This window comes from Rhizobium binxianense (assembly GCF_028994275.1).
Lineage (GTDB): Bacteria > Pseudomonadota > Alphaproteobacteria > Rhizobiales > Rhizobiaceae > Rhizobium > Rhizobium binxianense.
On record NZ_CP118713.1, the window covers coordinates 2,895,820 to 2,916,205 of the forward strand.

Sequence of the window (20,386 nt, forward strand, 5' to 3'; positions counted from 1 at the left end):
CAGTTTTGCCTTACTTTCAATGGAGCTTTAATTTCATCGACCCTTGACCGGGGAAAGGTGTTCCCCCATAGGCAGGGACAAAGTTTTCACAGATACGGACATCAAGCCATGGGCTTCAAATGCGGCATCGTCGGCCTGCCGAACGTCGGCAAATCGACCCTCTTCAACGCGCTCACCAAGACGGCCGCCGCACAGGCGGCGAACTATCCCTTCTGCACCATCGAGCCGAACACCGGCGAAGTCGCCGTGCCCGATCCGCGCATGCGCAAACTTGCCGACATCGCCAAGTCAAAGGAATTGATCCCGACGCGCATTTCCTTCGTCGATATCGCCGGCCTGGTGCGCGGCGCCTCGAAGGGTGAAGGCCTCGGCAACCAGTTCCTCGCCAACATCCGCGAAGTCGATGCCATCGTGCATGTGCTACGCTGCTTCGAAGACAGCGATATCACCCATGTCGAGGGCCGCATCAATCCCGTGGCCGACGCCGAGACGATCGAGACCGAGCTGATGCTCGCCGACCTCGAAAGCCTGGAGCGGCGCACCGAGCAGACGCGCAAGCGCGCCACCAGCAAGGACAAAGATTCGATGGCGATGCTGCCGATCATGGAAGCCTCGCTGAAGCTGCTCAACGAAGGCAAGCCGGTACGCACGCTGCTGTCGACGCTCGATGCCGAGGAAATCGCCATCCTCAAGAGCCTCAACCTCTTGACCTCGCATCCGGTGCTATACGTCTGCAACGTCGCTGAGGCCGAGGCTTCGACCGGCAACGAATTTACCGAGGCCGTCGCCGTCATGGCCAGGGAACAGGGTGCCGAAACCGTCGTCATCTCGGCGGCGATCGAGGCCGAGGTCGCCCAGCTTCCGGAGGATGAGGCCAAGGAATTCCTCTCCGCCCTCGATCTCGATGAGGCCGGTCTCGACCGGCTGATCCGCGCCGGCTACAAGCTGCTCCACCTCATCACCTACTTCACCGTCGGTCCGAAGGAAACGCGCGCCTGGACGATCGAGCGCGGCACCAAGGCACCGCAGGCCGCCGGCGTCATCCATTCCGATTTCGAGCGCGGCTTCATCCGCGCCAACACCATCGCCTATGACGACTACATCAAATACAACGGCGAAGTCGGCGCCAAGGATGCCGGCAAGGCGCGCGACGAAGGCAAGGAATATGTTGTCCAGGATGGCGACGTCATCCACTTCCGCTTCAATACCTGAGCTAGAGCACTTCCAGGAAAAGTGCGAAGCGGTTTTCCGTCCGGAATTACGCAAAAACAAAAGGATAGAGCGGTTCTGCGCTTCCGCTAAAAGCTGAACCGCTCTAGATACGCCGCCGCCTCAACCCGGCGGCAGCTTGTTTGCGATTGCCGACGGCAGTGCGCGCAGCACCTGCCGTCGAAGCGGCATCCAGCCGGTGCCGATGATCAATACGATCGCGCCGACGACGATCAGCGTCGTGTAGATATAGGTATCGACCGTCGCGCTTCCCTGCCGGAAGACGCTGAAGATCGCAACGCCGAGCGACAGCAGCCCCGAAGTGACGAAGGCACGGCGGTCGATGACGAGGCCGATCAGCATCAGGGCCGCCACGGTCGCGACGACCACGGGCGTCCGAGCCGACATGTTCGCCAGGTCGAAGATACGACCGCTTGCCCCTACAGACAGTAAGGAAACGGTGCTGTAGAGCAGCGCCGGCGCAGCGCCGAGATGCAGCCAGAAAGCGATATCCGAGCGTGTCGTCCGGCGCAGCCGGTCGCCGAGATCAAAATAGAGCGCGGTCGCGAAGAGGCCGAGCGCGCAGACGAGGGAGATCCCGGCCAGCAGGGCAAGATGGTCGACGAAAAATGCGGGATCGCCGCTGAGCCATTGCACCAAGCGCAAAAGCAGGGTGAGTACGAAGGCAAGCGTCGACATGATGGCGAGCGCCAGCGCCAAGGGCACGCGATAGCGGGCATAGTAGACGCCGAGAAGGATCGGGAAGCCGGCGACGAACTGCGTCAGATCAGCCCCGATTTGGGACGTCCACGGCGTGAAAACGCGAGACATCAGCAAAAATATCCAGCAGAACAAGGCGATCGTCAGGCTGACGGCCGGCAAGGCAAGCCGCTGGCGGCGCACCAGGATTTCCGACAGCACGATGATGGCAGGCGGCACGGCGTAAAGCGGCGCAAGGCCCCAGAGGCCGACGAGCGCGACGATAACGCCGATGGTGATGAGCACGTCGTGGAAGCCTCGCACGAAACGGGGCGTCTCCGTATCCGACCAGGCCGGCCCCTCGGCTGCGATTGCCGGTTGCGCTTCGGCGACAGCCACGCCGCGCTCGATGAGAAACGGCAGAAGCCGCCCGCCCGCCTCCGGCGAAATCAGCCCCTGGCGCGCCGCCTCGTCGAGGATCGACCTCAGTTCCGTCATGCCGGTTTATCTCCCCGGAATCATTGAGCCCGCACGGATGCTATTGTAAGCATTGTGCGCTGCATATGGCGGGAGAAGCGAATGTCGGCAGAAAAGCTTTCCTTCGAGGATTTTGAGCCCGGTCGCCGCTTCGCCCTCGGCCCGAAGCTGGTGCTCGCCGAAGAAATCATCGAGTTTGCACGGGAATTCGACCCGCAGCCGATGCATGTCGACGAAGCCGCCGGCCGCGCCAGCATTCTCGGCGGGCTCGCCGCTTCCGGCTGGCACACCTCCTCGATGCTGATGCGCATGATGGCCGACAGCTATATCCTGAACGCGCTCTGCGAGGGTGCGCCGGGCATCGATCTGATGGAATGGCGAAAGCCGGTGCTGGCAGGCGATACGCTGCAGGGCCACTCGACCGTGCTCGAAGCCCGGCCGATGCGCTCGCGTCCCGGCATGGGCATCGCCAAGTTCCGCCACGAGTTGGAAAACCAGCGCGGTGAACTCGTTTGTCTCTCGGAGAATTCGGTCATGATCCGCATGCGCCCCGCGCCGGGCATCAGCGTGAACCCGGAGGCATCGGCATGAGAATGTCCGAACTTTACGCCGTCGGCGAGAAGGCCGAGATCGGCAGCTACACCTTCACCGAGGAAAACATCATCCGCTTCGCGAGACGTTACGATCCGCAGCATTTTCACGTCGACAAGGAAGCAGCCAAGGATACCCTCTTCGGCAGCCTTTGCGCCTCGGGCTGGCATACCACTGCCGCCTGGATGCGGACCTTCCTCGCCTTCTGGAAAAGCCAGGGCGTGGCACTTGCGCAAAAGGGTCTGACGGCACCGAACCTCGGCCCCTCGCCGGGCTTCCAGAAACTGCAATGGCTGCGGCCGGTTTTCCCGGGCGACGTCGTGACCTATTCCGTCGCCTTCCTCTCCAGCCGGCCGCTCGCGTCGCGGCCGGGCTGGCACCTCAACACCATCCTTTGCGAGGGCGTCAACCAGAACGGCGATGCCGTCATGCGCTTCGAAAGCGGTGTGCTGGAATTCGACTGACCTCGTCGGAATACGGGCTCAATGTCCGGCGAATTCGACCAGCGTGTGCACGACGACGCCGAGCTCTTCCAGCTTTTTGCGACCGCCAAGGTCCGGCAAATCGATAACGAAGCAGGCGCCGACCACCTCCGCGCCGATCTGGCGCAGCAGCTTGGTCGCACCGACGGCAGTGCCGCCGGTGGCGATCAGGTCGTCGACCAGGATCACCTTCTCGCCGGGCTGGACAGCGTCGCGATGCATCTCCATCTCGTCGACGCCATATTCCAGGCTATAGGCGATGCGCACGGTATCATGCGGCAGTTTGCCCTTCTTGCGGATCGGCACGAAGCCAGAGGAAAGCTGATGGGCCACAGCGCCGCCGAGAATGAAGCCGCGCGCCTCCATGCCGGCAATCTTGTCGATTTTCGTGCCCGCATAGGGCTGCACCAATTCGTCGACCGCCCGGCGGAAAGCGCGGGGGTTGCCGAGCAGCGTGGTGATGTCACGGAAGATGATGCCGGGCTTGGGGTAGTCGGGAATGGAGCGGATGCTGGCTGCGAGCTCCGAAATCGTATTGTCCATGGAAAATCCGTATCTGCGAGGCATGAAACTGGCCGCACCCTATCAACTGCCAGGAGCGGAACCAACAAAAAAGGCGGCCCGAGGCCGCCTTTTGAATGTCAATCTGGAACCGCTCAGTGTTCTTTGTTGGCGTAGACCGAGCGCTTCGTCAGATAGATCAGCACCGTGAAGATCGCCAGGAAGATCATGACCATGAAACCGGTGCGCTTGCGCTCCTCGAGATGCGGCTCGGCGGCCCACATCAGGAAAGCGGAGACATCTCGCGAATACTGATCGACGGTCGCCGGCGCGCCGTCGTCATAGGTCACCTGGCCGTCGGAAAGCGGCTTCGGCATGGCGAGGACGGCGGCGGCATGGAAATACGGGTTGTAATGCTGCCCCTGCTGTATCTCGAAGCCGGCCGGCGGCTCTTCATAGCCAGTCAGCAGCGCGTGGATGTAATCCGGCCCGTTTTCCTGATACTGCGTGAAGATGTCGAAAACGAATTGCGGGAAGCCGCGCTCGACTTCGCGGGCCTTGGCGATCAGCGAAAAGTCAGGCGGAGCCGCACCGTTGTTGGAAGCGGCGGCTGCCTCCGCATTGGCGAAAGGCGCCGGGAAGTGGTCGGAAGGAACCGCCTTGCGGGTAAACATCTCGCCGGCGGCGTTCGGGCCGTCCTGGACCTCGTAGTTGGCGGCGAAAGCCTTCACCTGCGCCTCGGAATAACCCAGCTCGTCGAGCATGCGGAAAGGCACGAGGTTCATCGAATGGCAGGCGGAACAGACTTCGGTATAGACCTTGAGGCCGCGCTGAAGCTGAGCCTTGTCGTAATGGCCGAACGGACCGGCAAAAGTCCACTCTTCCTCCTTCGGCTCCTTCAGCGGATAGTGCGGCGTCGCACCTTCCGCGTGATGGGCGGATGCTGCTCCGTTCGCGGGCGCCGCTTCCTCAGCGAAGGCGGCGCTGCCGAGAAGAGCCGCGACGGCGAGCGGCAGAATGCTTGCAACAAGCGTTTTCATATTTCTATTCCCTTCCGTCGCGCGCTTACGCATTGGCCGCTGCACTGGCGGCAGCTGTCTTGTTGCGCTTTTCGAGCACCGCTTCGGTGATCGAGTTCGGGATACGGCGCGGTGTTTCCACCAGGCCGAGAACCGGCATCGCAACCAGGAAGAAAGCGAAGTAGAGAAGCGTGCAGATCTGCGAAATCGTCGTGAACAGGCCTTCCGCCGGTTGAGAACCGAGCCAGCCAAGGATGATCGCATTGATCACGAACAGCCAGTAGAACAGCTTGTACCAGGGACGGTAGACGGCCGAACGGACCTTCGAGGTGTCGAGCCAGGGCAGGAAAAACAGCACGATGATCGCGCCGAACATCACCAGCACGCCGCCGAGCTTGGAGTCGATCGGGCCGATGTTGAAGGTGATCGAGCGCAGCATCGCGTAGAAGGGCAGGAAGTACCATTCCGGAACGATGTGGGCCGGCGTCTTCAACGGGTCGGCCGGGATGTAGTTGTCGGCATGGCCGAGGAAGTTCGGCAGGTAGAAGACGAAATAGGCATAGACCAGCAGGAAGATGGAAACGCCGAGCGCATCCTTCATCGTCGCATAGGGCGTGAAGCGCACCGTATCGGTCTTTGTCTTGACCTCGACGCCCGTCGGGTTGGTCTGGCCGGTGACGTGCAGCGCCCAGATGTGCAGGACGACGACGCCGGCGATCATGAAGGGCAGCAGGTAGTGCAGCGAGAAGAAGCGGTTCAGCGTAGGCTGGTCGACGGCAAAGCCGCCGAGCAGGAACTGCTGGATCCATTCGCCGACCAGCGGGAAGGCCGAGAAGAAGCCGGTGATGACGGTGGCACCCCAGAAGGACATCTGTCCCCAGGGCAGAACGTAACCCATGAAGCCGGTCGCCATCATCAGCAGGTAAATGACGACGCCGAGGATCCAAAGGATTTCGCGCGGCGCCTTGTACGAGCCGTAATAGAGGCCGCGGGCGATGTGCAGGTAGACCGCGACGAAGAAGAAGGAGGCACCGTTGGCATGCATGTAGCGCAGCAGCCAGCCGTGGTTGACGTCGCGCATGATCTTTTCAACGGAGTTGAAGGCGATCGTCGTGTCGGCGGCATAATGCATGGCGAGCGTCACGCCCGTCAGGATCTGCACTATTAGCATGACGGCAAGCATGGCGCCGAAGGTGTAGGCATAGTTCAGGTTCCGCGGAACCGGATAAGCAATAAAGCTGTCATAGACCATGCGCGGCAAAGGCAGGCGCGCATCGACCCATTTCTCAAGGCCGGTTGACGGCTCGTAGCTGGAATGGCCACTCATTAATCAGTCTCCCCTCAACCGATCTTGATCTTGGTATCGGATATAAATGAAAAGGTCGGAATCGCCAGATTCTGCGGCGCAGGACCCTTACGGATGCGGCCGGCCGTATCGTAGACCGAGCCATGGCAGGGACAGAACCAACCATTGTATTCGCCGGCCTGGCCGAGCGGCACGCAGCCGAGATGGGTGCAGGTGCCGATCATGACGATCCAGTTTTCCTTGTCCTTGCCGCCGGAACGGTCGACACCGGTTGCCTGAGCTTCAGGCGGAAGGTTGGCATTGCGGGCGACCGGATCCTTGAGATCTGCCAGCGGAACATCGGCGGCGGCCTTCACTTCCTCAGGCGTGCGGTTGCGGATGAAAATCGGCTTACCGCGCCACTTGACCGTCAGCGACATGCCGGGCTCGAGGCTCGCAACATCGACTTCGATAGAGGCGAGTGCCAGCGTCGATGCATCCGGGCGCATCTGGTCGATGAACGGCCAGGCAACCGAAACGGCGCCGACAGCGCCCGCCATACCAGTGGTGAGATAAAGGAAATCACGGCGAGTAGGCTCTGTCGAAGCCTCGCTTGTCGTTACGTGTTCGCTCACGGCCTAACCATCCTCTGCGCAAATATTGCGGAATTCCGCCCTGCCCCCTCTGCCGGCGAATCGATCTGGACACAATTCGGCCATAGATTCCCCGGCAATCCGGCGCGTTCTAAGCTTGATCGCAAATTATGTCCAGTCTTGGCAAGGGGACGAGGGCACAATGTCGCGGGAATATCCGATGAATTTTTTAAGGCAAACACGAGCTTGCCATTATGCTGCATTGCAACAAAAGGGCCGTCGTGATAGGCGCAGTCGCAGCCACGTCAGCGAGCCGGACCGGAGCGGATGAGAGACACGATTTTTTGCGTATTCAGCGTTCTCACCACCCTCGTTCTCGCCATCGTCTCGCTGCGCTACGTCAAAGATTTCTATCTGCTTTCCTTCTTTTACAGCTTCCAGGTCCATCTGGCAGTGGCCGCAGCGGCGGCGTCTATCGCAGCCCTTCTCGTCAAGCGGCACTGGTATGCGCTGCTGACGCTCGGCGTATCCGTGGTCCTTGTCGTCCACGGCGTCGTGATGATGCGCGAGTTCGTCGAACCCGCTGTCGAAGAGAACCGCCCGGCCCTCTTCAAGCTGATGTCTTTCAATATCGAGAATGATAATTTCGCCAACGGCGCTGATATCGCCGACATGGCCATCGCCTCCGGTGCCGATGTCGTCAACATCCTGGAAGCCGAACCGGTTTTGTCGGAACTGCCACGGCTGTTGAAGACCTATCCCTATTACGTCGGCTGCGGTGTCGGCATGCAGGAATGCGATACGCTGGTGCTGTCGAAGCGCCCGCTCATCGAACCGCGCATCCGCAATCTCGGGCTGCTCTGGCGCAACCGGCTGACGATCGCGACGGTCGATTTCGACGGTCAGAAGGTCAATTTCCTCGCGGCGCACCTGACCAAACCCTATTATGACGAATTCCACGGCCTTGAGATCGAAGACTTAGCCGAGATTATCCCGACCCTGCCGGGACCGCTTGTCCTTGCCGGTGATTTCAATACGTCTATCCTGGCGCCCGACGTGCAGTATCTCATGCGCAGCCGGGGCCTCAGCACGGTATCGCTGGAGCCGGCGACATGGCCGATCGCTGCAGGCGCCTTCGGCATTCCGATCGATCACGTTTTCAGCAAAGCGCCTCTGCGGCTGAAATCGGTCCGCCGCATCAAGGAGAGTTTCGGTTCAAATCATTTTGGCCTGATGGCGGAATTCGTCGTCGATCCCTGAGCTCTGATCCTCGTCCGCCGCCAGGAAGCCGCCGGACTGACGCGCCCAGAGTTCGGCATAGAGCCCGCCGCGGGAAAGCAGTTCGTCGTGGCTGCCCTCCTCGATGATCCGGCCGAGATCGACGACGATCAGCCGGTCGAGTGCTGCGATCGTCGACAGCCGATGGGCGATCGCAAGCACGGTCTTGCCCGCCATGATCCGATGAAGATTGGACTGGATCGCTTCCTCCACTTCCGAATCGAGCGCCGACGTCGCTTCGTCGAGAACGAGGATCGGGGCGTCCTTTAGCATGACCCGGGCAATGGCGATGCGCTGGCGCTGGCCGCCTGACAATTTGACGCCGCGTTCGCCGACATGCGCATCAAAACCTCTGCGCCCCTGCTGATCCTGCAGGCGCTCGATGAAGTCGATGGCTTCGGCGCGCCTGGCCGCCTCGACCAGCCGTTCCTCGCCGGCATCCGGCCGGCCGAACAGGATATTGTCGCGCACCGAACGATGCAGCAGCGACGTGTCCTGGCTGACGACGCCGATCTGCATCCTGAGGGTTTCTTGTGTCACGGCGGATATATCCTGGCCGTCGACGAGGATGCGGCCGTCCTGAATATCGTAGAGGCGCAGCAGCAGGTTCATCAGCGTCGATTTCCCCGCACCGGAACGGCCGACGATCCCGACCTTTTCGCCCGGGCGGATGGTGAGCGAGAAATTTTCGACGACCGGTTGGTGATCTTTGCCGTAGCGGAAGGAAATATTGTCGAAACGAATACCCGGCTGCCGGATCACCAGGTTCTTCGCATCGGCCCGATCGACGAGCCCCAGCGGCTGGGAGATCAGCTCGGCGGCATTCTGGATGGTGCCGAGATTGCGCATGATGCCGTTGAACTGCGTCATCAGCCGCCCCAACAGGAAATTCAGCCGGAGCACCAGCGCCAGCGAGAAGGCCACCGCACCGGAGCTGACCAGGCCGCGCAGCCAGAGATCGACGCTCAACCCCGCCATCGTCACGATCATCAGTCCGGAGAGCAGCGCCATCGAGGCCCTGACGCCGGTGATGAACCGCGTGAAGCGCAGCACCGTGTCCTGATAGATGTCGAAGCCCTGCCGCATATAGCGGTCGCTCTCCTCGTCACGGGCAAACAGCTTCAGCGTCTGCATATTGCTGTAGGAATCGACCATCCGGCCGTTCAGCATCGATCCGGCCTCCGCCGTTTCGCGCGAATGATGGCGGATCCGCGGAACGAAGTGGCGTGCAAGCAGGCCGAAGGCGCCAAGCCAGAACAACACGACGGCGGCAAGGGAAAAGTCCAGCCGGGCGACGAGCACGAGCGTCGTCGCTGCATAAATGCCGACGAACCAGACGCTTTCCATCAGTGAGGTAACGAGATCGCCGGTCGCCTGCCCTGCCGACCAGACCTTGGTGACGATGCGTCCGGAGAAATCGCTCTGGAAGAACGACAAAGACTGCCTGGAGACATGGAGATAGGATTGCCAACGTGCTAGATTGTAAAAACCAGGTGTGATCACCTGCTGATCGACAAGCGCGATCAGGAAGGCGACGACGAAGCGCACGATCCCGATGAGAGCGAGCATGCCGAACAGCTCGCCGCCATGGGCTGCGAGAAGACCGCTCCAGCCGGAGCCGGGCGTGATGCTGCCGAGGATATCGACCAGCCGCCCGACGAACCAGAAGAGCGCCGCCTCGATCGCCGCCGACGTGCCGCCGAGAACGAGCATGGCGATGAAGGGCATCTTCGCCTGGCCGATATAGAACCAGATGAATCCGAGCGTCGAGCGCGGAGGCTGGAGATTGGCGCGTGGACGAAACGGATCGATCCAGGTCTCGAACAGGCGGAGGATGGGGCTTAAGATCATAGAAAACGATATAGGCGGATAAGGAGGACCGGCAAAGAGAATGAAATGCCGACAAACCTTATATTTTTGTAATGATCGATAACATCGGCGGCATCGCTATTGATTGCCCCGGAACCGGTCACAATCTGACACTACGATGGCGCTTCACCGGAGATAGGTTTCATGGAAACGAAAATGCTCGATGCGCATATTCCGCTTCCGCTTGCAGAGAGGCTCGACGCCCTGGCCATCGACCTGGCGCTGCCGCGCGACGAGATCGTCGCAGAGGCCCTCGCCGCCTGGCTCGACCAGGAAGAGCGCCGCCGCATCGTGGCGCTGCGCACGATCGCAGCCGCCAACACCATCGTCATCGTTGAACATGACCGCGTGATCGACTGGGCCGACAGCCTTTGAGCGGATAAGAGGTAACAAAAGGCATGGTCCCGACGGCCATCAATCCTTGACAAGAACGCCGACAACGTCCCGGCGGCCGTGCAGGACGCGCACGATCATAACGACGTCACACTCGATGAGATAATAGGCGCGAATATCCTCGAAACCTGAAACAGGCCACGATCGAACGTCGGTCAAATTTGAATTGCCGAATGTTTTCGGTGTACCTGAGTTAGGATAGTCGAGAAGGCGTGTGAAAGACTGCTCGGTCGCGCGCAGGAACCGCAGGCCGAGTTCCTCTCCGCCATGCTCCGAGAGATAGGCAAACTGCGAGAATATCGACCCGGGCTGCCGGCTTGACTGTAAGCCTCACAGCGACTTCTTTTTGCCCCGCGTGGCCAGCAACTCGACTGCTTCTTTTCTCAGATCGTTCCAGAACGCGGGCGTTGCCTCCACCGCATCGCCCGACGCCAAGCCCTCAAGCAGTAAAGCCTCAAGCCGCGCCTCGTTTTCACGCGCCTGCATCGCGAACAAGGCCACGGAAATATTCGCTGACATTGCCATAGCCCTTGCTGGCCATCTGACTTTCGACAAAGGCCTTGAGGCTATCCGGCAGCGAGATCGTCACGGTCGCCATAGGCGATATCCTTGTTGAGATGAGGAAATGTAACTGCTTTCTTAACTGTTCTCAACAATTAAGAAGCCCTCCCCGCTTTCGCGGGAAGGGTCGATCGTTATTCCGCGGCCTCTTCCGCTTCCTCCGCGTGATCGGAGAGGAAGCCGCCGGACTGGCGGTTCCAGAGGTCGGCGTAGATGCCGCCACTCTTGATCAGTTCGGCATGCGAACCGGCCTCGATGATCCGGCCTTTGTCGAGCACGATCAGCCGGTCCATTTCCGTCAGCGTCGAAAGCCGGTGAGCGATCGCGATCACCGTCTTGCCTTCCATCAGGGCGAAGAGGTTTTCCTGGATCGCCGCCTCGACTTCCGAATCGAGCGCCGAGGTTGCCTCGTCGAGCACCAGGATCGGCGCGTCCTTGAGGAAGACGCGGGCGATCGCGATACGCTGCCGCTGGCCGCCTGACAGTTTGACGCCGCGTTCGCCGACCTGCGCGTCGAGCCCCGCGCGGCCCTGCATGTCGACGAGCCCCTCGATGAACTCCCACGCATTGGCGCGTTTGGCGGCCTCGATCACCTCGGCATCGGTCGCCTCCGGCCGGCCATAGGCGATGTTGTCGCGGATCGAGCGATGCAGCAGCGAGGTGTCCTGCGTCACCACGCCGATCAGCGAACGCAGGCTCTCCTGCGAGACGCCTGATATATCCTGCCCGTCGATGGTGATGCGGCCGCCCTCCAGATCGTAAAAGCGGAGCAGCAGGTTCATCAGCGTCGTCTTGCCGGCGCCGGAGCGGCCGACGAGGCCGACCTTCTCGCCCGCCTTGATATCGAGCGACAGATTGTCGATGACACCCTTGCTCTTGCCGTAGTGGAAGCGGATGCGGTCGTAGTGGATCGCGCCCTTCTTCGCCGTCAAGACGGGTGCCCCCGGCTTGTCGACGATGTCATGCTGTTTGCTCATCATCTCCATGCCGTCATAGACCGTGCCGATATTCTCGAACAGCGCCGAGACTTCCCACATGATCCATTGCGACATGCCGTTGACGCGCATGGCAAGACCGATGGCTATGGCGATCGCGCCGACCGAGATCGCCCCGTTCAGCCAGAACCAGATCGACAGGCCGGAGACGACGAAGAGCGCAACGCAGTTGTTGAGGTAGACGCTGATGTGGAACAGCGTCACCTTGCGCATCTGCCTGTGCACGGTCTGCAGGAACTCGTCCATGCCCTCCTTGGCATAGACCTCCTCGCGGCCGGCATGCGAAAACAGCTTGACGGTTGCGATGTTGGTGTAGCTGTCGACCACACGCCCCGTCATCATCGAGCGTGCATCCGCCTGCTGCGCCGCGATCTTGCGAAGCCGCGGCACGAAATAGGCGACGATGCCGATATAGACGGCGAGCCAGACGAGGATCGGGATCATCAGCCGCCAGTCGGCCGCTGCGATGACGATGATCATCGTCAGGAAGTACGTCACGACATAGACGAAGACGTCGAGGATCTTCATCACCGTTTCGCGCACGGCAAGCGAGGTCTGCATCACCTTTGTCGCGACGCGCCCGGCAAACTCGTTGGCGAAGAACGTCATGCTGTGGCGCAGCAGGAAGCGGTGCATCTGCCAGCGGGCGCTCATCGGATAATTGCCGAGCAGCATCTGGTGCATGATGAGGGAATCGAGCCCGGCCGCCAGCGGCAAGCCGACCAGTACCAACGCCGCCATCCAGAAGAGCTTGTGGCCCTCCGTCTGCAGGAAAGTGGTACGGTCGGCATTGGTCAGCCAGTCGACGATATCGCCGAGAAACTGGAAGAGCGCCACTTCGCCGACGGCGATCGAGGCGGTCAGCATGGCCATCAGGCCGAGCCAAGGGGCTGCCGGCTTGCTGTAGTGCCAGCAAAAGGCAAAAAGACCCTTCGGCGGAGCGACCGGCTCCTCGCTCGGAAAGGGATTGAGTCGCTGTTCGAACCAGCCAAACATGAAATTGCTCCGAAACATCAGCGTTTCGGCTCCCGGCTTCGCGCCATCCCGGCGCCATGCAAGCACATATGGGAACCGAACGTTCAAGGGGCGAGGCTGAAACAGCCGCACAATGGATCAAGAAGGGGATTTCAGGAAGAAATGCGCACTAGCGGCGCCATGTCGCCTTGATCGGCATCACGGCGGGAAAGCGCATATCGAGCAAAATATTCATGTCGGCCCTCCCTGCTGGCGATTGAAGCTGGGGATGGATAACGCGAAAACCGCGAAATTTCCAGCCCCATAATGGCGTAAATTGAATGTTCCGGGCCAAACGCGCCCCTGTTGCTCCGAAATAACAGTTGGATTACGCCTCGCGCATCGAAACGAAAACAAGAAGGCGGCACGTCATGACGGACCTCAGACTGGCACTCTACCAGCCGGATATTCCTGGCAACACAGGCACGATCCTGCGGCTAGCCGCCTGCCTCGGCTTCGCGGTCGATTTGATCGAGCCGGCCGGCTTCGATGTCTCCGACCGCAATTTGAAACGGGCCGGCATGGATTATATCGCCGCCGCGGCGCTGACCCGCCATATCAGCTGGGAGCGCTTCGAGGCGTGGCGCGCCACATCAGGCCGCCGCCTGATCCTCGCCTCGACGAGAGCCGCCGATCGCTACACCAACCTTGCCTTTCGCCCCGACGATATCCTGCTTTTCGGCCGTGAAAGCGCCGGCGTGCCGGATCAGGTGCATGAGACCGCAGACGCCCGCATCCTGATCCCGATGGTCGAAGGCCAGCGCTCGATCAATGTCGCGGTCTCGGCCGCAATGATCGTCGGCGAGGCGATGCGCCAAACCGCCTGGGTTTGATCGACACCGCCTCGGCGGAATGGCCGACGGCACGTGTCGCAAAATGACGTTGTCAATCTGCCAAACAGGTCTATATTTATTAGCCGAGCAATCAAAAAATTCGAATTGCCTCTATAGTTTCAACAGCTTGGGAAGGCAAAATCCAGGCTTGCACGCCTCCTGGCCGACGAAAGAAGAATAAAAACAACAAAATGGACTCCACAATCATCATGATCAACCTGTTCGGCGCCGTGGCTCTGCTGCTGTTCGGCCTCGCGCAGGTGAAGGATGGCGTTTCCCGGGCTTTCGGCGCCCGCCTGAGAACGGGACTGGCGAGCGGCACACGTGGAGGCTTTCGTTCTTTCCTGTCCGGTCTCGTGGCGACTATCGCGCTGCAGAGCTCCACCGCGACGGCGCTGATGACCGCATCCTTCGTCGAACGTGATCTGGTCAAGCCGCGCATGGCGCAGATCGTCCTGCTCGGCGCCAATGTCGGCACCGCAATCACCGCCTGGATCGTCGCCACCGGCATCGAATGGCTCTCTCCCCTCCTGATCTTGGCCGGCATCGTGCTTTACCGCCGCCGCTCCAGCACCCGTCAGGGCGGCGGTGCGGCGCTGATCGGCATCGGATTGATGCTGCTGTCGCTGCACCTTCTCGGCCTTGCGACCGAGCCGATGCGCGCCTCTCCGGCTCTCGCCGCCTTCATCGGCCTGCTGGACGGCGCGCTGCCGGTGGCGCTGCTCTTCGCGGCAGCCCTCGCCTTTTTATCCTCGTCGAGCCTTGCGGTGGTGGTGCTCATCCTGTCGCTCGCCTCGGCCGGCCTCATCTCCGCCGAACTCGTCATCGTGCTCGTACTCGGCGCCAATCTCGGCGGTGCGATACCGCCTGTCGTCGCGACATTGTCCGGCCCGGCTTCGGCGCGGCGCGTCACTCTCGGTAATCTCGCCGTCCGCACGCTCGGCTGTCTCATCGCCCTCCCGCTGGCGGGCTACGGCGCGGAACTCATCCAGATGCTGCCCTTCGAGCCAGCCAAGCTGCCGGTCGATGCGCATCTTGCCTTCAACCTTCTGCTGGCAGCGGTTGCCTGGCCATTCTCCCGGCCGCTCGCCGCTCTGATGGCCCGGCTGGTGCCGGATCAGGCCGAGCCCGACAGTGCCCCGAAATATCTGGATGCGCAGGAGCTTTCGACGCCGGTCGTTGCCCTTGCCAGCGCCACCCGCGAAGTGCTCGGCGTCGGCGACCTGATCGAGCGCATGCTGATCCGGGTCTCCGAGGCCTTCGAGCACAACGACGCATCCAAGCTTACCGAGATCCCCGCCCTCGAAGAGCGCGTCGACCGGCTGCAGCAGGCGGTGAAGGTCTATCTCTCCAGGCTTGGCCGCGAGGGTCTCAGCGACGAGAACGCCCGCCGGTCGATCGTCGTCATCGATTATGCGATCAATCTCGAACATATGGGCGACATCATCGAGAAAGGCCTGGCGGAGCAAGTTGCGAAGAAAATCTCTCTCGGGCTCAAATTTTCCGAAGACGGCCACCAGGAACTGCGCAAGCTGTTCGATCTGACGATCGACAACCTGCGCGTCGCCCAGACGATCTTCGTCACTCGCGATTTCAATCTCGCGCGTCAGATGATGGAGGTGAAGGTCGAGGTGCGCCGGATGGAAAAACAGTCGGCCGAGCGTCACCTCGAACGCCTGCGCGACGGCCGCACCGACAGCCTGCAGACAAGTTCGCTGCATCTCGATATGTTGCGCGACCTCAAGCGCATCAACGCCCACATCGTCTCCGTCGCGCATCCGATTATGGATGAAAGCGGCCTCTTGATCGAAAGCCGTGTGCGCACCCCTGCGAAGTGACGGTCAGTCGGCCGTCGGCAGGCGGCGCATGGTGAATTCGATCTGGTCGCCGTCGAGCTGGCGCCAGCTCTCCACCTCGGTCCAATAGGCGGCTTTCGGATATTCGTCGAACCATTCGCGCGCCTTGGCGCGTGCGTCGAGGAGGCCGAGGCAATATGTCTCACGCACGAAATGGTCTTTCCTGCGGGAGGATGTTTCCGCCCGATGTCTCGCGATCCTGCGCTTCAGGCCGTCGAAGGACGGAGGCCCTGGAACTTTTTTCATCAAACCTACCTCTTGGGAAAAGGTAATATCGAAATTCTTTATTTGCGAGTCGAATCTTGGAAGCGCTCAGCGGTGCTGTCTCGGCTTGGCGAGACGTAGCGCCAACTGCTAATCATGGCCGGCAATCAAGAATGAGCGAGTCGCCTCCGAAGACGATGTCGACCGCCGGAGACGAAAATGGAAAGACCGGAACTGCCGATCGGCCTGCCTGGCGATATCGAAGAGAAGAAGGCGGCCGCCCGCAATTGGTTCGAGGGATTGCGCGATACGATCTGCGCCTCCTTCGAGGCTATCGAGGATGAGTTGGAAGGACCGCTCTCCGACCAGGAGCCCGGCCGCTTCGTCGCCAAGGACTGGTCGCGCGAAAACGGCGCCGGCGGCGGTGGCCGGATGTCGATGATGGAAGGGCGCGTCTTCGAGAAGGTCGGCGTCCATACCTCCACAGTCCACGGCGAATTCTCCCCGGATTTCCGGGCGCAGATACCCGGCGCCAAGGATGATCCGCGTTTCTGGGCCTCGGGCATCTCGTTGATCGCCCATCCCGTCAACCCCAACGTCCCGGCCGTGCATATGAACACGCGCATGGTGGTCACCACGAGCCGGTGGTTTGGCGGCGGCGCCGACCTGACGCCGGTGCTGTCGCGCCGCCGCACGCAGGAGGACGAGGATAGCCAGCTCTTCCACAAAGCCATGGAGATCGCCTGCCGCAATCACGCAGTTGCCGATTACGACGCCTACAAGGCCTGGTGCGACGACTATTTCTTCCTGAAGCACCGCAATGAGGCCCGCGGCATCGGCGGCATCTTCTACGACTGGCTGCATTCGAGCGAGGAAGCCGGAGGCTGGGACGCCGATTTCGCCTTCACCCGCGATGTCGGCCGGGCCTTCGCCATGGTCTATCCGAAGATCGTCCGCTCCAACTTCAACAAGGTGTGGACGGAAGCCGACCGCGACGAACAATTGATCCGACGGGGCCGTTACGTCGAATTCAATCTGTTGTATGATCGCGGCACCATCTTCGGCCTGAAGACCGGCGGCAACGTTGAATCCATTCTGTCGTCATTGCCGCCCGTCGTCCGCTGGCCATGACACTGTGATATCTCATCGATAAATTCGAGGTGAAAGACCTTCACGAAAACTCAGTGCGTCCTAACTTTATATGTATGTGCGTAACAATCGGAGGAGGATTGTCATGACGATACAAAGTGGCTCGCCTGCGTCCACGGATGTCCAGGAAACATCCCGCGCAATCGACGCACCGGAGTTTCTGACGCGCATCGCCGAGAAACTGCGGGCCAAGAGCGGCTCGGATCTGCCGCTGTCCTGCTTCATCGAACAGGTGAAGCTGCAACTGGCCGGCGGGAAATCGCCGGAACAGCTGCAGAACGAAGCCGCGGCCGCCAACAGCAACATGCCCGGCCAGCTTTCGGATACCTACAAAGCTTGGGCGATGCCCGACTGAAAGACCTTCTCCGGTCGTCACCTCATGCCGGCCGGAACCTTCTCTTCCTCCGCACATTCATCAATCGCGTGAAAGCGCGATGGCCGTTGCGTTTCAGACAGAGGAGAAAACCATGCGACTTTTCGAATGCGGCACGCTCGTTCCCGGCTGCGCTTGGCACACCCGGGCGGATAATGACGCAGAGGTGGTCCGCCGCGCCGTCGAGCACCTGAAGACGGCTCATGGCGAAACGACCATACGCGAAAATATGGTTGATAACATCAAGGCCCGCATCCGCGACGAAGCGACCGCCGCCTGATAGCTGGGCGAGTATTCATACCAACGACGAAAGCCGCCGCATCCAACGGGTGCGGCGCGGGATTCGCTATTGGACGCGTTCCTGCAGCCGGGCGAGCAGTGCCGCCCGGTCGGAGACGAAGTTTTCCTCGACCCACTCGTTTTCCAGGCCTGCAAGCAGCTCGCCGACGCGCGGGCCGGAGACGATGCCCGCTGAAATCACATCGCCGCCGTTCAACGGAAACTGCGGCTTCGTCCAGTTCGTCGCCTGATCCAGCAGCTTTGTTAGCCGCGCCGACCGCGCCATTTCACCGAAATCCCCTTCAGCCTTGCCGCGCGCAACGCCGAGCGCCAGCTTCAGCCGCGTCATGATACCGTCGGCACCGTTGCGGTAAAGCAGCCGTTCGAAGCTCGCCGAGGACATCTCGTCATTGACGGGCGCTGCCGTCGCCCAGGCCTTGAGAGTGGCCGCTTCTGCATTCGAGAGCTTCAGCCGAACCGCAAGTGCCTCCAGCCGCGCCGCATCGGGCGGCACGATCGCCGCGAGGCGCAGCAGCGGATCGGGCGTCCAGCCGAGCGCCTTTTCGGTGGCGATCAGCGAAGGGATCGCATCGATCCCCCATTTTTCCGATTCCGGCAGGATTTCCGTCAGCACCCCCATCTGCCGCATCCAGAGCAGCGCCCGGCCGGGATCGGCAGCACCGAGCAGCTTTCTAAGCTCCGACCAGACGCGTTCTGCCGACAGCGTCTTCAGTTTCGAACGCGCCGCGGCACAGGCCTTCAGCCCCTCGGCATCCGGCCGTCCGGAGCCGTAATAGGCAAAGAAGCGGAAGAAGCGCAGGATGCGCAGATGATCCTCGGCGATACGCCTTGCAGCATCGCCGATGAAGCGGATATTGCGCGCCTCGATATCGGCAAGCCCGCCGACCAGATCCACCACTTCGCCCTCGGCATCGGCATAGAGCGCGTTGATCGTCAGATCCCGCCGTTCGGCATCCGCCTTCCAGTCGGTGCTGAAGGCAACCTTGGCATGCCGTCCGTCGGTTTCGACATCGGTGCGAAGTGTCGTCACCTCGAAGGGCTTGCCGTCGATGACGAGCGTCACCGTGCCGTGCTGCAGACCGGTTGGCACCGCCTTGATACCGGCCGCTGCCGCCCGGTCCATGACGATCTCGGGTGTCAGTGTCGTGGCGATATCGATATCGCTGACCGGCAGGCCCATCAGGCTGTTGCGCACGGCGCCGCCGACCACCCGAGCTTCCCCGCCATCGGCCCCACCATCGGCGTTGAGAAGCGAAAGGATCCGGCCGAGTGCCGGATCGCGGAACCAAGCTTGGTCGGCAAGGCCGGTCATGCATAAAGCCTTTCGTAAAGCGTGCGGACGATGCCGGCGGTGATGCCCCAGATCATTCTGGTTTCATAGGGCACGCGGTAGAAATGCCGGTCGATGCCGTCGATGACACGCCTGTCGCGGCTGTGGTTGGCAGGATTCATCAGGAAGGAAAGCGGCACTTCGAACACATCGTCCACCTCGGCCGGATTCAGCGTCAGTGCGAAGCCCGGCGTGACGACGCCGAGCACCGGCGTAATGCGGAAACCCGTCGAGGCAAGATAATTCGGCAGCCGCCCGACGGTTTCGACGAAGGAACCGGGGAGACCGATCTCCTCCTCCGTCTCGCGGATCGCCGCCATCTCAGGTGAGATATCGGCGGGATCGATCGAGCCGCCGGGAAAGGCGATCTGCCCGGAATGTTTGCGCAGCGTCGCCGTGCGCTTGGTGAAAATCACCTGCGCCTCTTCGCCGTCATCGACGACGGGCACGAGCACGGCAGCGTCGCGCAGCTTGAAGGTCTCGACCTCGGCCACGATATCGGGGTTGAGGATGTGGTCGCCGTGATCGCGCCAGGCATGATCGACCGGCCCGCCGTTCTGGTTGAGCGCGCGGCGGCGGAATTCGGCTGCTGAGAACAGCGGATAACGGTGGGTGATCGCATCATTCATCGGCAAAGAGCATCCAGTTCGTCGGCCGGCATGACAGGGAAGACCTCGCTGGCGGAGCGGATCGCAAACATTGCCCGCCCCTCTACGTCGAGGATCTCGCCGAGCGCGACCAGTTCATACATCACCGCACGCGACACCAGCGCCTCCAGCCGCCCGCGCACATGCAGATAGGGTTTCAGTTCGGCATTGCGGTCAGCAATGGCAAAGCGCAGCCGATGCTCGCCTCCCGCCTCCACGACATCGCCGACATTGGTGCGGAAGGTCAGCACCTGTTGGCCTTGCCCCTCCGTTACGCTCATCTCCACGGCGATGAAAGGAGCGTCGACGACCCTTATCCCGACCTTTTCCACAGGAGTTACGAGATAGGTCTTCTGGTCGTCGTCTTTCCGCAAAACCGTCGAAAACAGTCGCACCAGCGCCGGCCGGCCGATCGGCGTGCCCATGTAGAACCAGGTGCCGTCGGCCCTGATCTCCATGTCGATATCGCCGCAGAAAGGCGGATTCCACCGCTCGACCGGCGGCAACCCACGTTTTTTACCGCTACTTTCCGCGGACGCGCGCGAAATCATTGCGGCAAGTCCCGCCGCATCCGCCTGTCCGCTGATTTCTTCGGTTGCCATTCTTCCGTCCCGGTTTGTCCTTAACGAAGTAAAGTCACGAGATAGTCATTCGCAACGAACTTGTCAGCCCGTCGCATCTCCATAACTCTATCGAGTATGAGGCAGATGTATAAGTCCGCCGATTCG

24 protein-coding genes are annotated in these 20,386 nt (G+C 61.3%); 10 read left to right on the forward strand and 14 right to left on the reverse strand.

What is annotated here, in order from left to right; genetic code table 11:
* Window positions 1–108: 108 nt before the first annotated feature.
* A complete protein-coding gene (ychF, locus tag PO860_RS14405) occupies window positions 109–1,212 on the forward strand; it encodes a redox-regulated ATPase YchF (RefSeq protein ID WP_273881175.1) in 1,104 nt (367 codons plus the stop codon).
* 120 nt (window positions 1,213–1,332) lie between these two features.
* On the opposite strand, the gene PO860_RS14410 is transcribed toward ychF, so the two are convergent.
* A complete protein-coding gene (locus tag PO860_RS14410) occupies window positions 1,333–2,406 on the reverse strand; it encodes a hypothetical protein (protein WP_183608034.1) in 1,074 nt (357 codons plus the stop codon).
* Between the two features lie 81 nt (window positions 2,407–2,487).
* On the opposite strand from PO860_RS14410, the gene PO860_RS14415 reads away from it, so the two are divergent.
* Window positions 2,488–2,976 (forward strand): MaoC family dehydratase, encoded by a 489-nt coding sequence (locus tag PO860_RS14415; protein WP_272781949.1) that lies wholly within the window; start codon window positions 2,488–2,490, stop codon window positions 2,974–2,976.
* Window positions 2,973–3,440, forward strand: coding sequence for a MaoC family dehydratase (locus PO860_RS14420; RefSeq protein ID WP_273881177.1), 468 nt, complete (start codon window positions 2,973–2,975; stop codon window positions 3,438–3,440). Before PO860_RS14415 ends, PO860_RS14420 begins: the two co-directional genes overlap by 4 nt.
* Window positions 3,441–3,458: 18 nt before the next feature.
* On the opposite strand, the gene PO860_RS14425 is transcribed toward PO860_RS14420, so the two are convergent.
* The 4 genes from PO860_RS14425 to petA form a co-directional block, all read right to left on the reverse strand.
* Window positions 3,459–4,001 (reverse strand): adenine phosphoribosyltransferase, encoded by a 543-nt coding sequence (locus PO860_RS14425; protein ID WP_183608031.1) that lies wholly within the window; start codon window positions 3,999–4,001, stop codon window positions 3,459–3,461.
* A gap of 113 nt (window positions 4,002–4,114) precedes the next feature.
* Complete coding sequence (locus tag PO860_RS14430) at window positions 4,115–4,999, reverse strand: cytochrome c1 (protein WP_183608030.1); 885 nt, start codon at window positions 4,997–4,999, stop codon at window positions 4,115–4,117.
* Window positions 5,000–5,024: 25 nt separating this feature from the next.
* Window positions 5,025–6,305 (reverse strand): cytochrome b, encoded by a 1,281-nt coding sequence (locus PO860_RS14435; protein ID WP_183608029.1) that lies wholly within the window; start codon window positions 6,303–6,305, stop codon window positions 5,025–5,027.
* 14 nt (window positions 6,306–6,319) lie between these two features.
* Complete coding sequence (gene petA / locus PO860_RS14440; RefSeq protein WP_126911939.1) at window positions 6,320–6,898, reverse strand: ubiquinol-cytochrome c reductase iron-sulfur subunit; 579 nt, start codon at window positions 6,896–6,898, stop codon at window positions 6,320–6,322.
* A gap of 285 nt (window positions 6,899–7,183) precedes the next feature.
* Here petA and PO860_RS14445 point away from each other — a divergent pair, with 285 nt between their 5' ends.
* Complete coding sequence (locus PO860_RS14445; protein WP_183608028.1) at window positions 7,184–8,116, forward strand: endonuclease/exonuclease/phosphatase family protein; 933 nt, start codon at window positions 7,184–7,186, stop codon at window positions 8,114–8,116.
* Here the strand turns inward: PO860_RS14445 and PO860_RS14450 are convergent.
* Window positions 8,072–9,985, reverse strand: a complete 1,914-nt coding sequence (locus tag PO860_RS14450; protein ID WP_275031969.1) for an ABC transporter ATP-binding protein — start codon at window positions 9,983–9,985, stop codon at window positions 8,072–8,074. The two genes, PO860_RS14445 and PO860_RS14450, sit on opposite strands and share 45 nt — an antisense overlap.
* 162 nt (window positions 9,986–10,147) lie before the next feature.
* Between PO860_RS14450 and PO860_RS14455 the strand changes: the two genes are divergently transcribed.
* On the forward strand, window positions 10,148–10,378 hold the full coding sequence (locus tag PO860_RS14455) for a CopG family ribbon-helix-helix protein (protein WP_183608026.1): 231 nt from the start codon (window positions 10,148–10,150) through the stop codon (window positions 10,376–10,378).
* A 39-nt stretch (window positions 10,379–10,417) separates the two neighbouring features.
* Here PO860_RS14455 and PO860_RS14460 read toward each other — a convergent pair whose 3' ends face one another.
* The 4 genes from PO860_RS14460 to PO860_RS14475 all read right to left on the reverse strand — a co-directional run bounded on the left by PO860_RS14460 (window position 10,418) and on the right by PO860_RS14475 (window position 12,948).
* On the reverse strand, window positions 10,418–10,696 hold the full coding sequence (locus PO860_RS14460; protein WP_337959206.1) for a type II toxin-antitoxin system RelE/ParE family toxin: 279 nt from the start codon (window positions 10,694–10,696) through the stop codon (window positions 10,418–10,420).
* Between the two features lie 30 nt (window positions 10,697–10,726).
* Window positions 10,727–10,897 (reverse strand): hypothetical protein, encoded by a 171-nt coding sequence (locus PO860_RS14465; protein WP_273884313.1) that lies wholly within the window; start codon window positions 10,895–10,897, stop codon window positions 10,727–10,729.
* Entirely contained in the window at window positions 10,869–10,994 is a 126-nt protein-coding gene (locus PO860_RS14470; protein ID WP_273884314.1) for a ribbon-helix-helix domain-containing protein, read from the reverse strand. Before PO860_RS14470 ends, PO860_RS14465 begins: the two co-directional genes overlap by 29 nt.
* 97 nt (window positions 10,995–11,091) lie before the next feature.
* Entirely contained in the window at window positions 11,092–12,948 is a 1,857-nt protein-coding gene (locus PO860_RS14475) for an ABC transporter ATP-binding protein (protein WP_275031971.1), read from the reverse strand.
* Window positions 12,949–13,337: 389 nt separating this feature from the next.
* On the opposite strand from PO860_RS14475, the gene PO860_RS14480 reads away from it, so the two are divergent.
* Entirely contained in the window at window positions 13,338–13,799 is a 462-nt protein-coding gene (locus tag PO860_RS14480) for a tRNA (cytidine(34)-2'-O)-methyltransferase (protein ID WP_183608024.1), read from the forward strand.
* 191 nt (window positions 13,800–13,990) lie between these two features.
* A complete protein-coding gene (locus PO860_RS14485) occupies window positions 13,991–15,637 on the forward strand; it encodes a Na/Pi cotransporter family protein (protein WP_272781942.1) in 1,647 nt (548 codons plus the stop codon).
* 3 nt (window positions 15,638–15,640) lie between these two features.
* Here PO860_RS14485 and PO860_RS14490 read toward each other — a convergent pair whose 3' ends face one another.
* Complete coding sequence (locus PO860_RS14490; RefSeq protein ID WP_183608022.1) at window positions 15,641–15,901, reverse strand: hypothetical protein; 261 nt, start codon at window positions 15,899–15,901, stop codon at window positions 15,641–15,643.
* Between the two features lie 177 nt (window positions 15,902–16,078).
* Here PO860_RS14490 and hemF point away from each other — a divergent pair, with 177 nt between their 5' ends.
* The 3 genes from hemF to PO860_RS14505 all read left to right on the forward strand — a co-directional run bounded on the left by hemF (window position 16,079) and on the right by PO860_RS14505 (window position 17,661).
* Window positions 16,079–16,990 carry an oxygen-dependent coproporphyrinogen oxidase gene (gene hemF / locus PO860_RS14495; RefSeq protein WP_273884316.1) on the forward strand — a complete coding sequence of 304 codons (912 nt, stop codon included), beginning with the start codon at window positions 16,079–16,081 and terminating at the stop codon, window positions 16,988–16,990.
* Window positions 16,991–17,093: 103 nt separating this feature from the next.
* Entirely contained in the window at window positions 17,094–17,363 is a 270-nt protein-coding gene (locus PO860_RS14500) for a hypothetical protein (protein WP_183608020.1), read from the forward strand.
* Window positions 17,364–17,475: 112 nt separating this feature from the next.
* Window positions 17,476–17,661, forward strand: a complete 186-nt coding sequence (locus tag PO860_RS14505; RefSeq protein WP_010029983.1) for a DUF1059 domain-containing protein — start codon at window positions 17,476–17,478, stop codon at window positions 17,659–17,661.
* Window positions 17,662–17,727: 66 nt separating this feature from the next.
* Here PO860_RS14505 and PO860_RS14510 read toward each other — a convergent pair whose 3' ends face one another.
* Genes PO860_RS14510 through PO860_RS14520 form a run of 3 tightly spaced genes read right to left on the reverse strand, consistent with a single transcriptional unit; the run spans window position 17,728 to window position 20,260 of the window.
* Complete coding sequence (locus PO860_RS14510; protein WP_273884317.1) at window positions 17,728–18,993, reverse strand: CCA tRNA nucleotidyltransferase; 1,266 nt, start codon at window positions 18,991–18,993, stop codon at window positions 17,728–17,730.
* On the reverse strand, window positions 18,990–19,640 hold the full coding sequence (locus tag PO860_RS14515; protein WP_183608018.1) for a CoA pyrophosphatase: 651 nt from the start codon (window positions 19,638–19,640) through the stop codon (window positions 18,990–18,992). The genes PO860_RS14510 and PO860_RS14515 overlap by 4 nt, the downstream gene beginning before the upstream one ends.
* Window positions 19,637–20,260, reverse strand: a complete 624-nt coding sequence (locus PO860_RS14520) for a DUF1285 domain-containing protein (protein WP_273881182.1) — start codon at window positions 20,258–20,260, stop codon at window positions 19,637–19,639. The genes PO860_RS14515 and PO860_RS14520 overlap by 4 nt, the downstream gene beginning before the upstream one ends.
* Window positions 20,261–20,386 lie beyond the last annotated feature (126 nt).

What these genes read in the sequence shown, in the direction of transcription:
- ychF (WP_273881175.1), top strand. Translation starts at nt 109, where the DNA reads ATGGGCTTCAAATGCGGCATCGTCGGCCTGCCGAACGTCGGCAAATCG.
- PO860_RS14410 (WP_183608034.1), bottom strand. Translation starts at nt 2,406, where the DNA reads ATGACGGAACTGAGGTCGATCCTCGACGAGGCGGCGCGCCAGGGGCTG.
- PO860_RS14415 (WP_272781949.1), top strand. Translation starts at nt 2,488, where the DNA reads ATGTCGGCAGAAAAGCTTTCCTTCGAGGATTTTGAGCCCGGTCGCCGC.
- PO860_RS14420 (WP_273881177.1), top strand. Translation starts at nt 2,973, where the DNA reads ATGAGAATGTCCGAACTTTACGCCGTCGGCGAGAAGGCCGAGATCGGC.
- PO860_RS14425 (WP_183608031.1), bottom strand. Translation starts at nt 4,001, where the DNA reads ATGGACAATACGATTTCGGAGCTCGCAGCCAGCATCCGCTCCATTCCC.
- PO860_RS14430 (WP_183608030.1), bottom strand. Translation starts at nt 4,999, where the DNA reads ATGAAAACGCTTGTTGCAAGCATTCTGCCGCTCGCCGTCGCGGCTCTT.
- PO860_RS14435 (WP_183608029.1), bottom strand. Translation starts at nt 6,305, where the DNA reads ATGAGTGGCCATTCCAGCTACGAGCCGTCAACCGGCCTTGAGAAATGG.
- PO860_RS14445 (WP_183608028.1), top strand. Translation starts at nt 7,184, where the DNA reads ATGAGAGACACGATTTTTTGCGTATTCAGCGTTCTCACCACCCTCGTT.
- PO860_RS14450 (WP_275031969.1), bottom strand. Translation starts at nt 9,985, where the DNA reads ATGATCTTAAGCCCCATCCTCCGCCTGTTCGAGACCTGGATCGATCCG.
- PO860_RS14455 (WP_183608026.1), top strand. Translation starts at nt 10,148, where the DNA reads ATGGAAACGAAAATGCTCGATGCGCATATTCCGCTTCCGCTTGCAGAG.
- PO860_RS14470 (WP_273884314.1), bottom strand. Translation starts at nt 10,994, where the DNA reads ATGGCGACCGTGACGATCTCGCTGCCGGATAGCCTCAAGGCCTTTGTC.
- PO860_RS14475 (WP_275031971.1), bottom strand. Translation starts at nt 12,948, where the DNA reads ATGTTTGGCTGGTTCGAACAGCGACTCAATCCCTTTCCGAGCGAGGAG.
- PO860_RS14480 (WP_183608024.1), top strand. Translation starts at nt 13,338, where the DNA reads ATGACGGACCTCAGACTGGCACTCTACCAGCCGGATATTCCTGGCAAC.
- PO860_RS14485 (WP_272781942.1), top strand. Translation starts at nt 13,991, where the DNA reads ATGGACTCCACAATCATCATGATCAACCTGTTCGGCGCCGTGGCTCTG.
- PO860_RS14490 (WP_183608022.1), bottom strand. Translation starts at nt 15,901, where the DNA reads ATGAAAAAAGTTCCAGGGCCTCCGTCCTTCGACGGCCTGAAGCGCAGG.
- hemF (WP_273884316.1), top strand. Translation starts at nt 16,079, where the DNA reads ATGGAAAGACCGGAACTGCCGATCGGCCTGCCTGGCGATATCGAAGAG.
- PO860_RS14500 (WP_183608020.1), top strand. Translation starts at nt 17,094, where the DNA reads ATGACGATACAAAGTGGCTCGCCTGCGTCCACGGATGTCCAGGAAACA.
- PO860_RS14505 (WP_010029983.1), top strand. Translation starts at nt 17,476, where the DNA reads ATGCGACTTTTCGAATGCGGCACGCTCGTTCCCGGCTGCGCTTGGCAC.
- PO860_RS14510 (WP_273884317.1), bottom strand. Translation starts at nt 18,993, where the DNA reads ATGACCGGCCTTGCCGACCAAGCTTGGTTCCGCGATCCGGCACTCGGC.
- PO860_RS14515 (WP_183608018.1), bottom strand. Translation starts at nt 19,640, where the DNA reads ATGAATGATGCGATCACCCACCGTTATCCGCTGTTCTCAGCAGCCGAA.
- PO860_RS14520 (WP_273881182.1), bottom strand. Translation starts at nt 20,260, where the DNA reads ATGGCAACCGAAGAAATCAGCGGACAGGCGGATGCGGCGGGACTTGCC.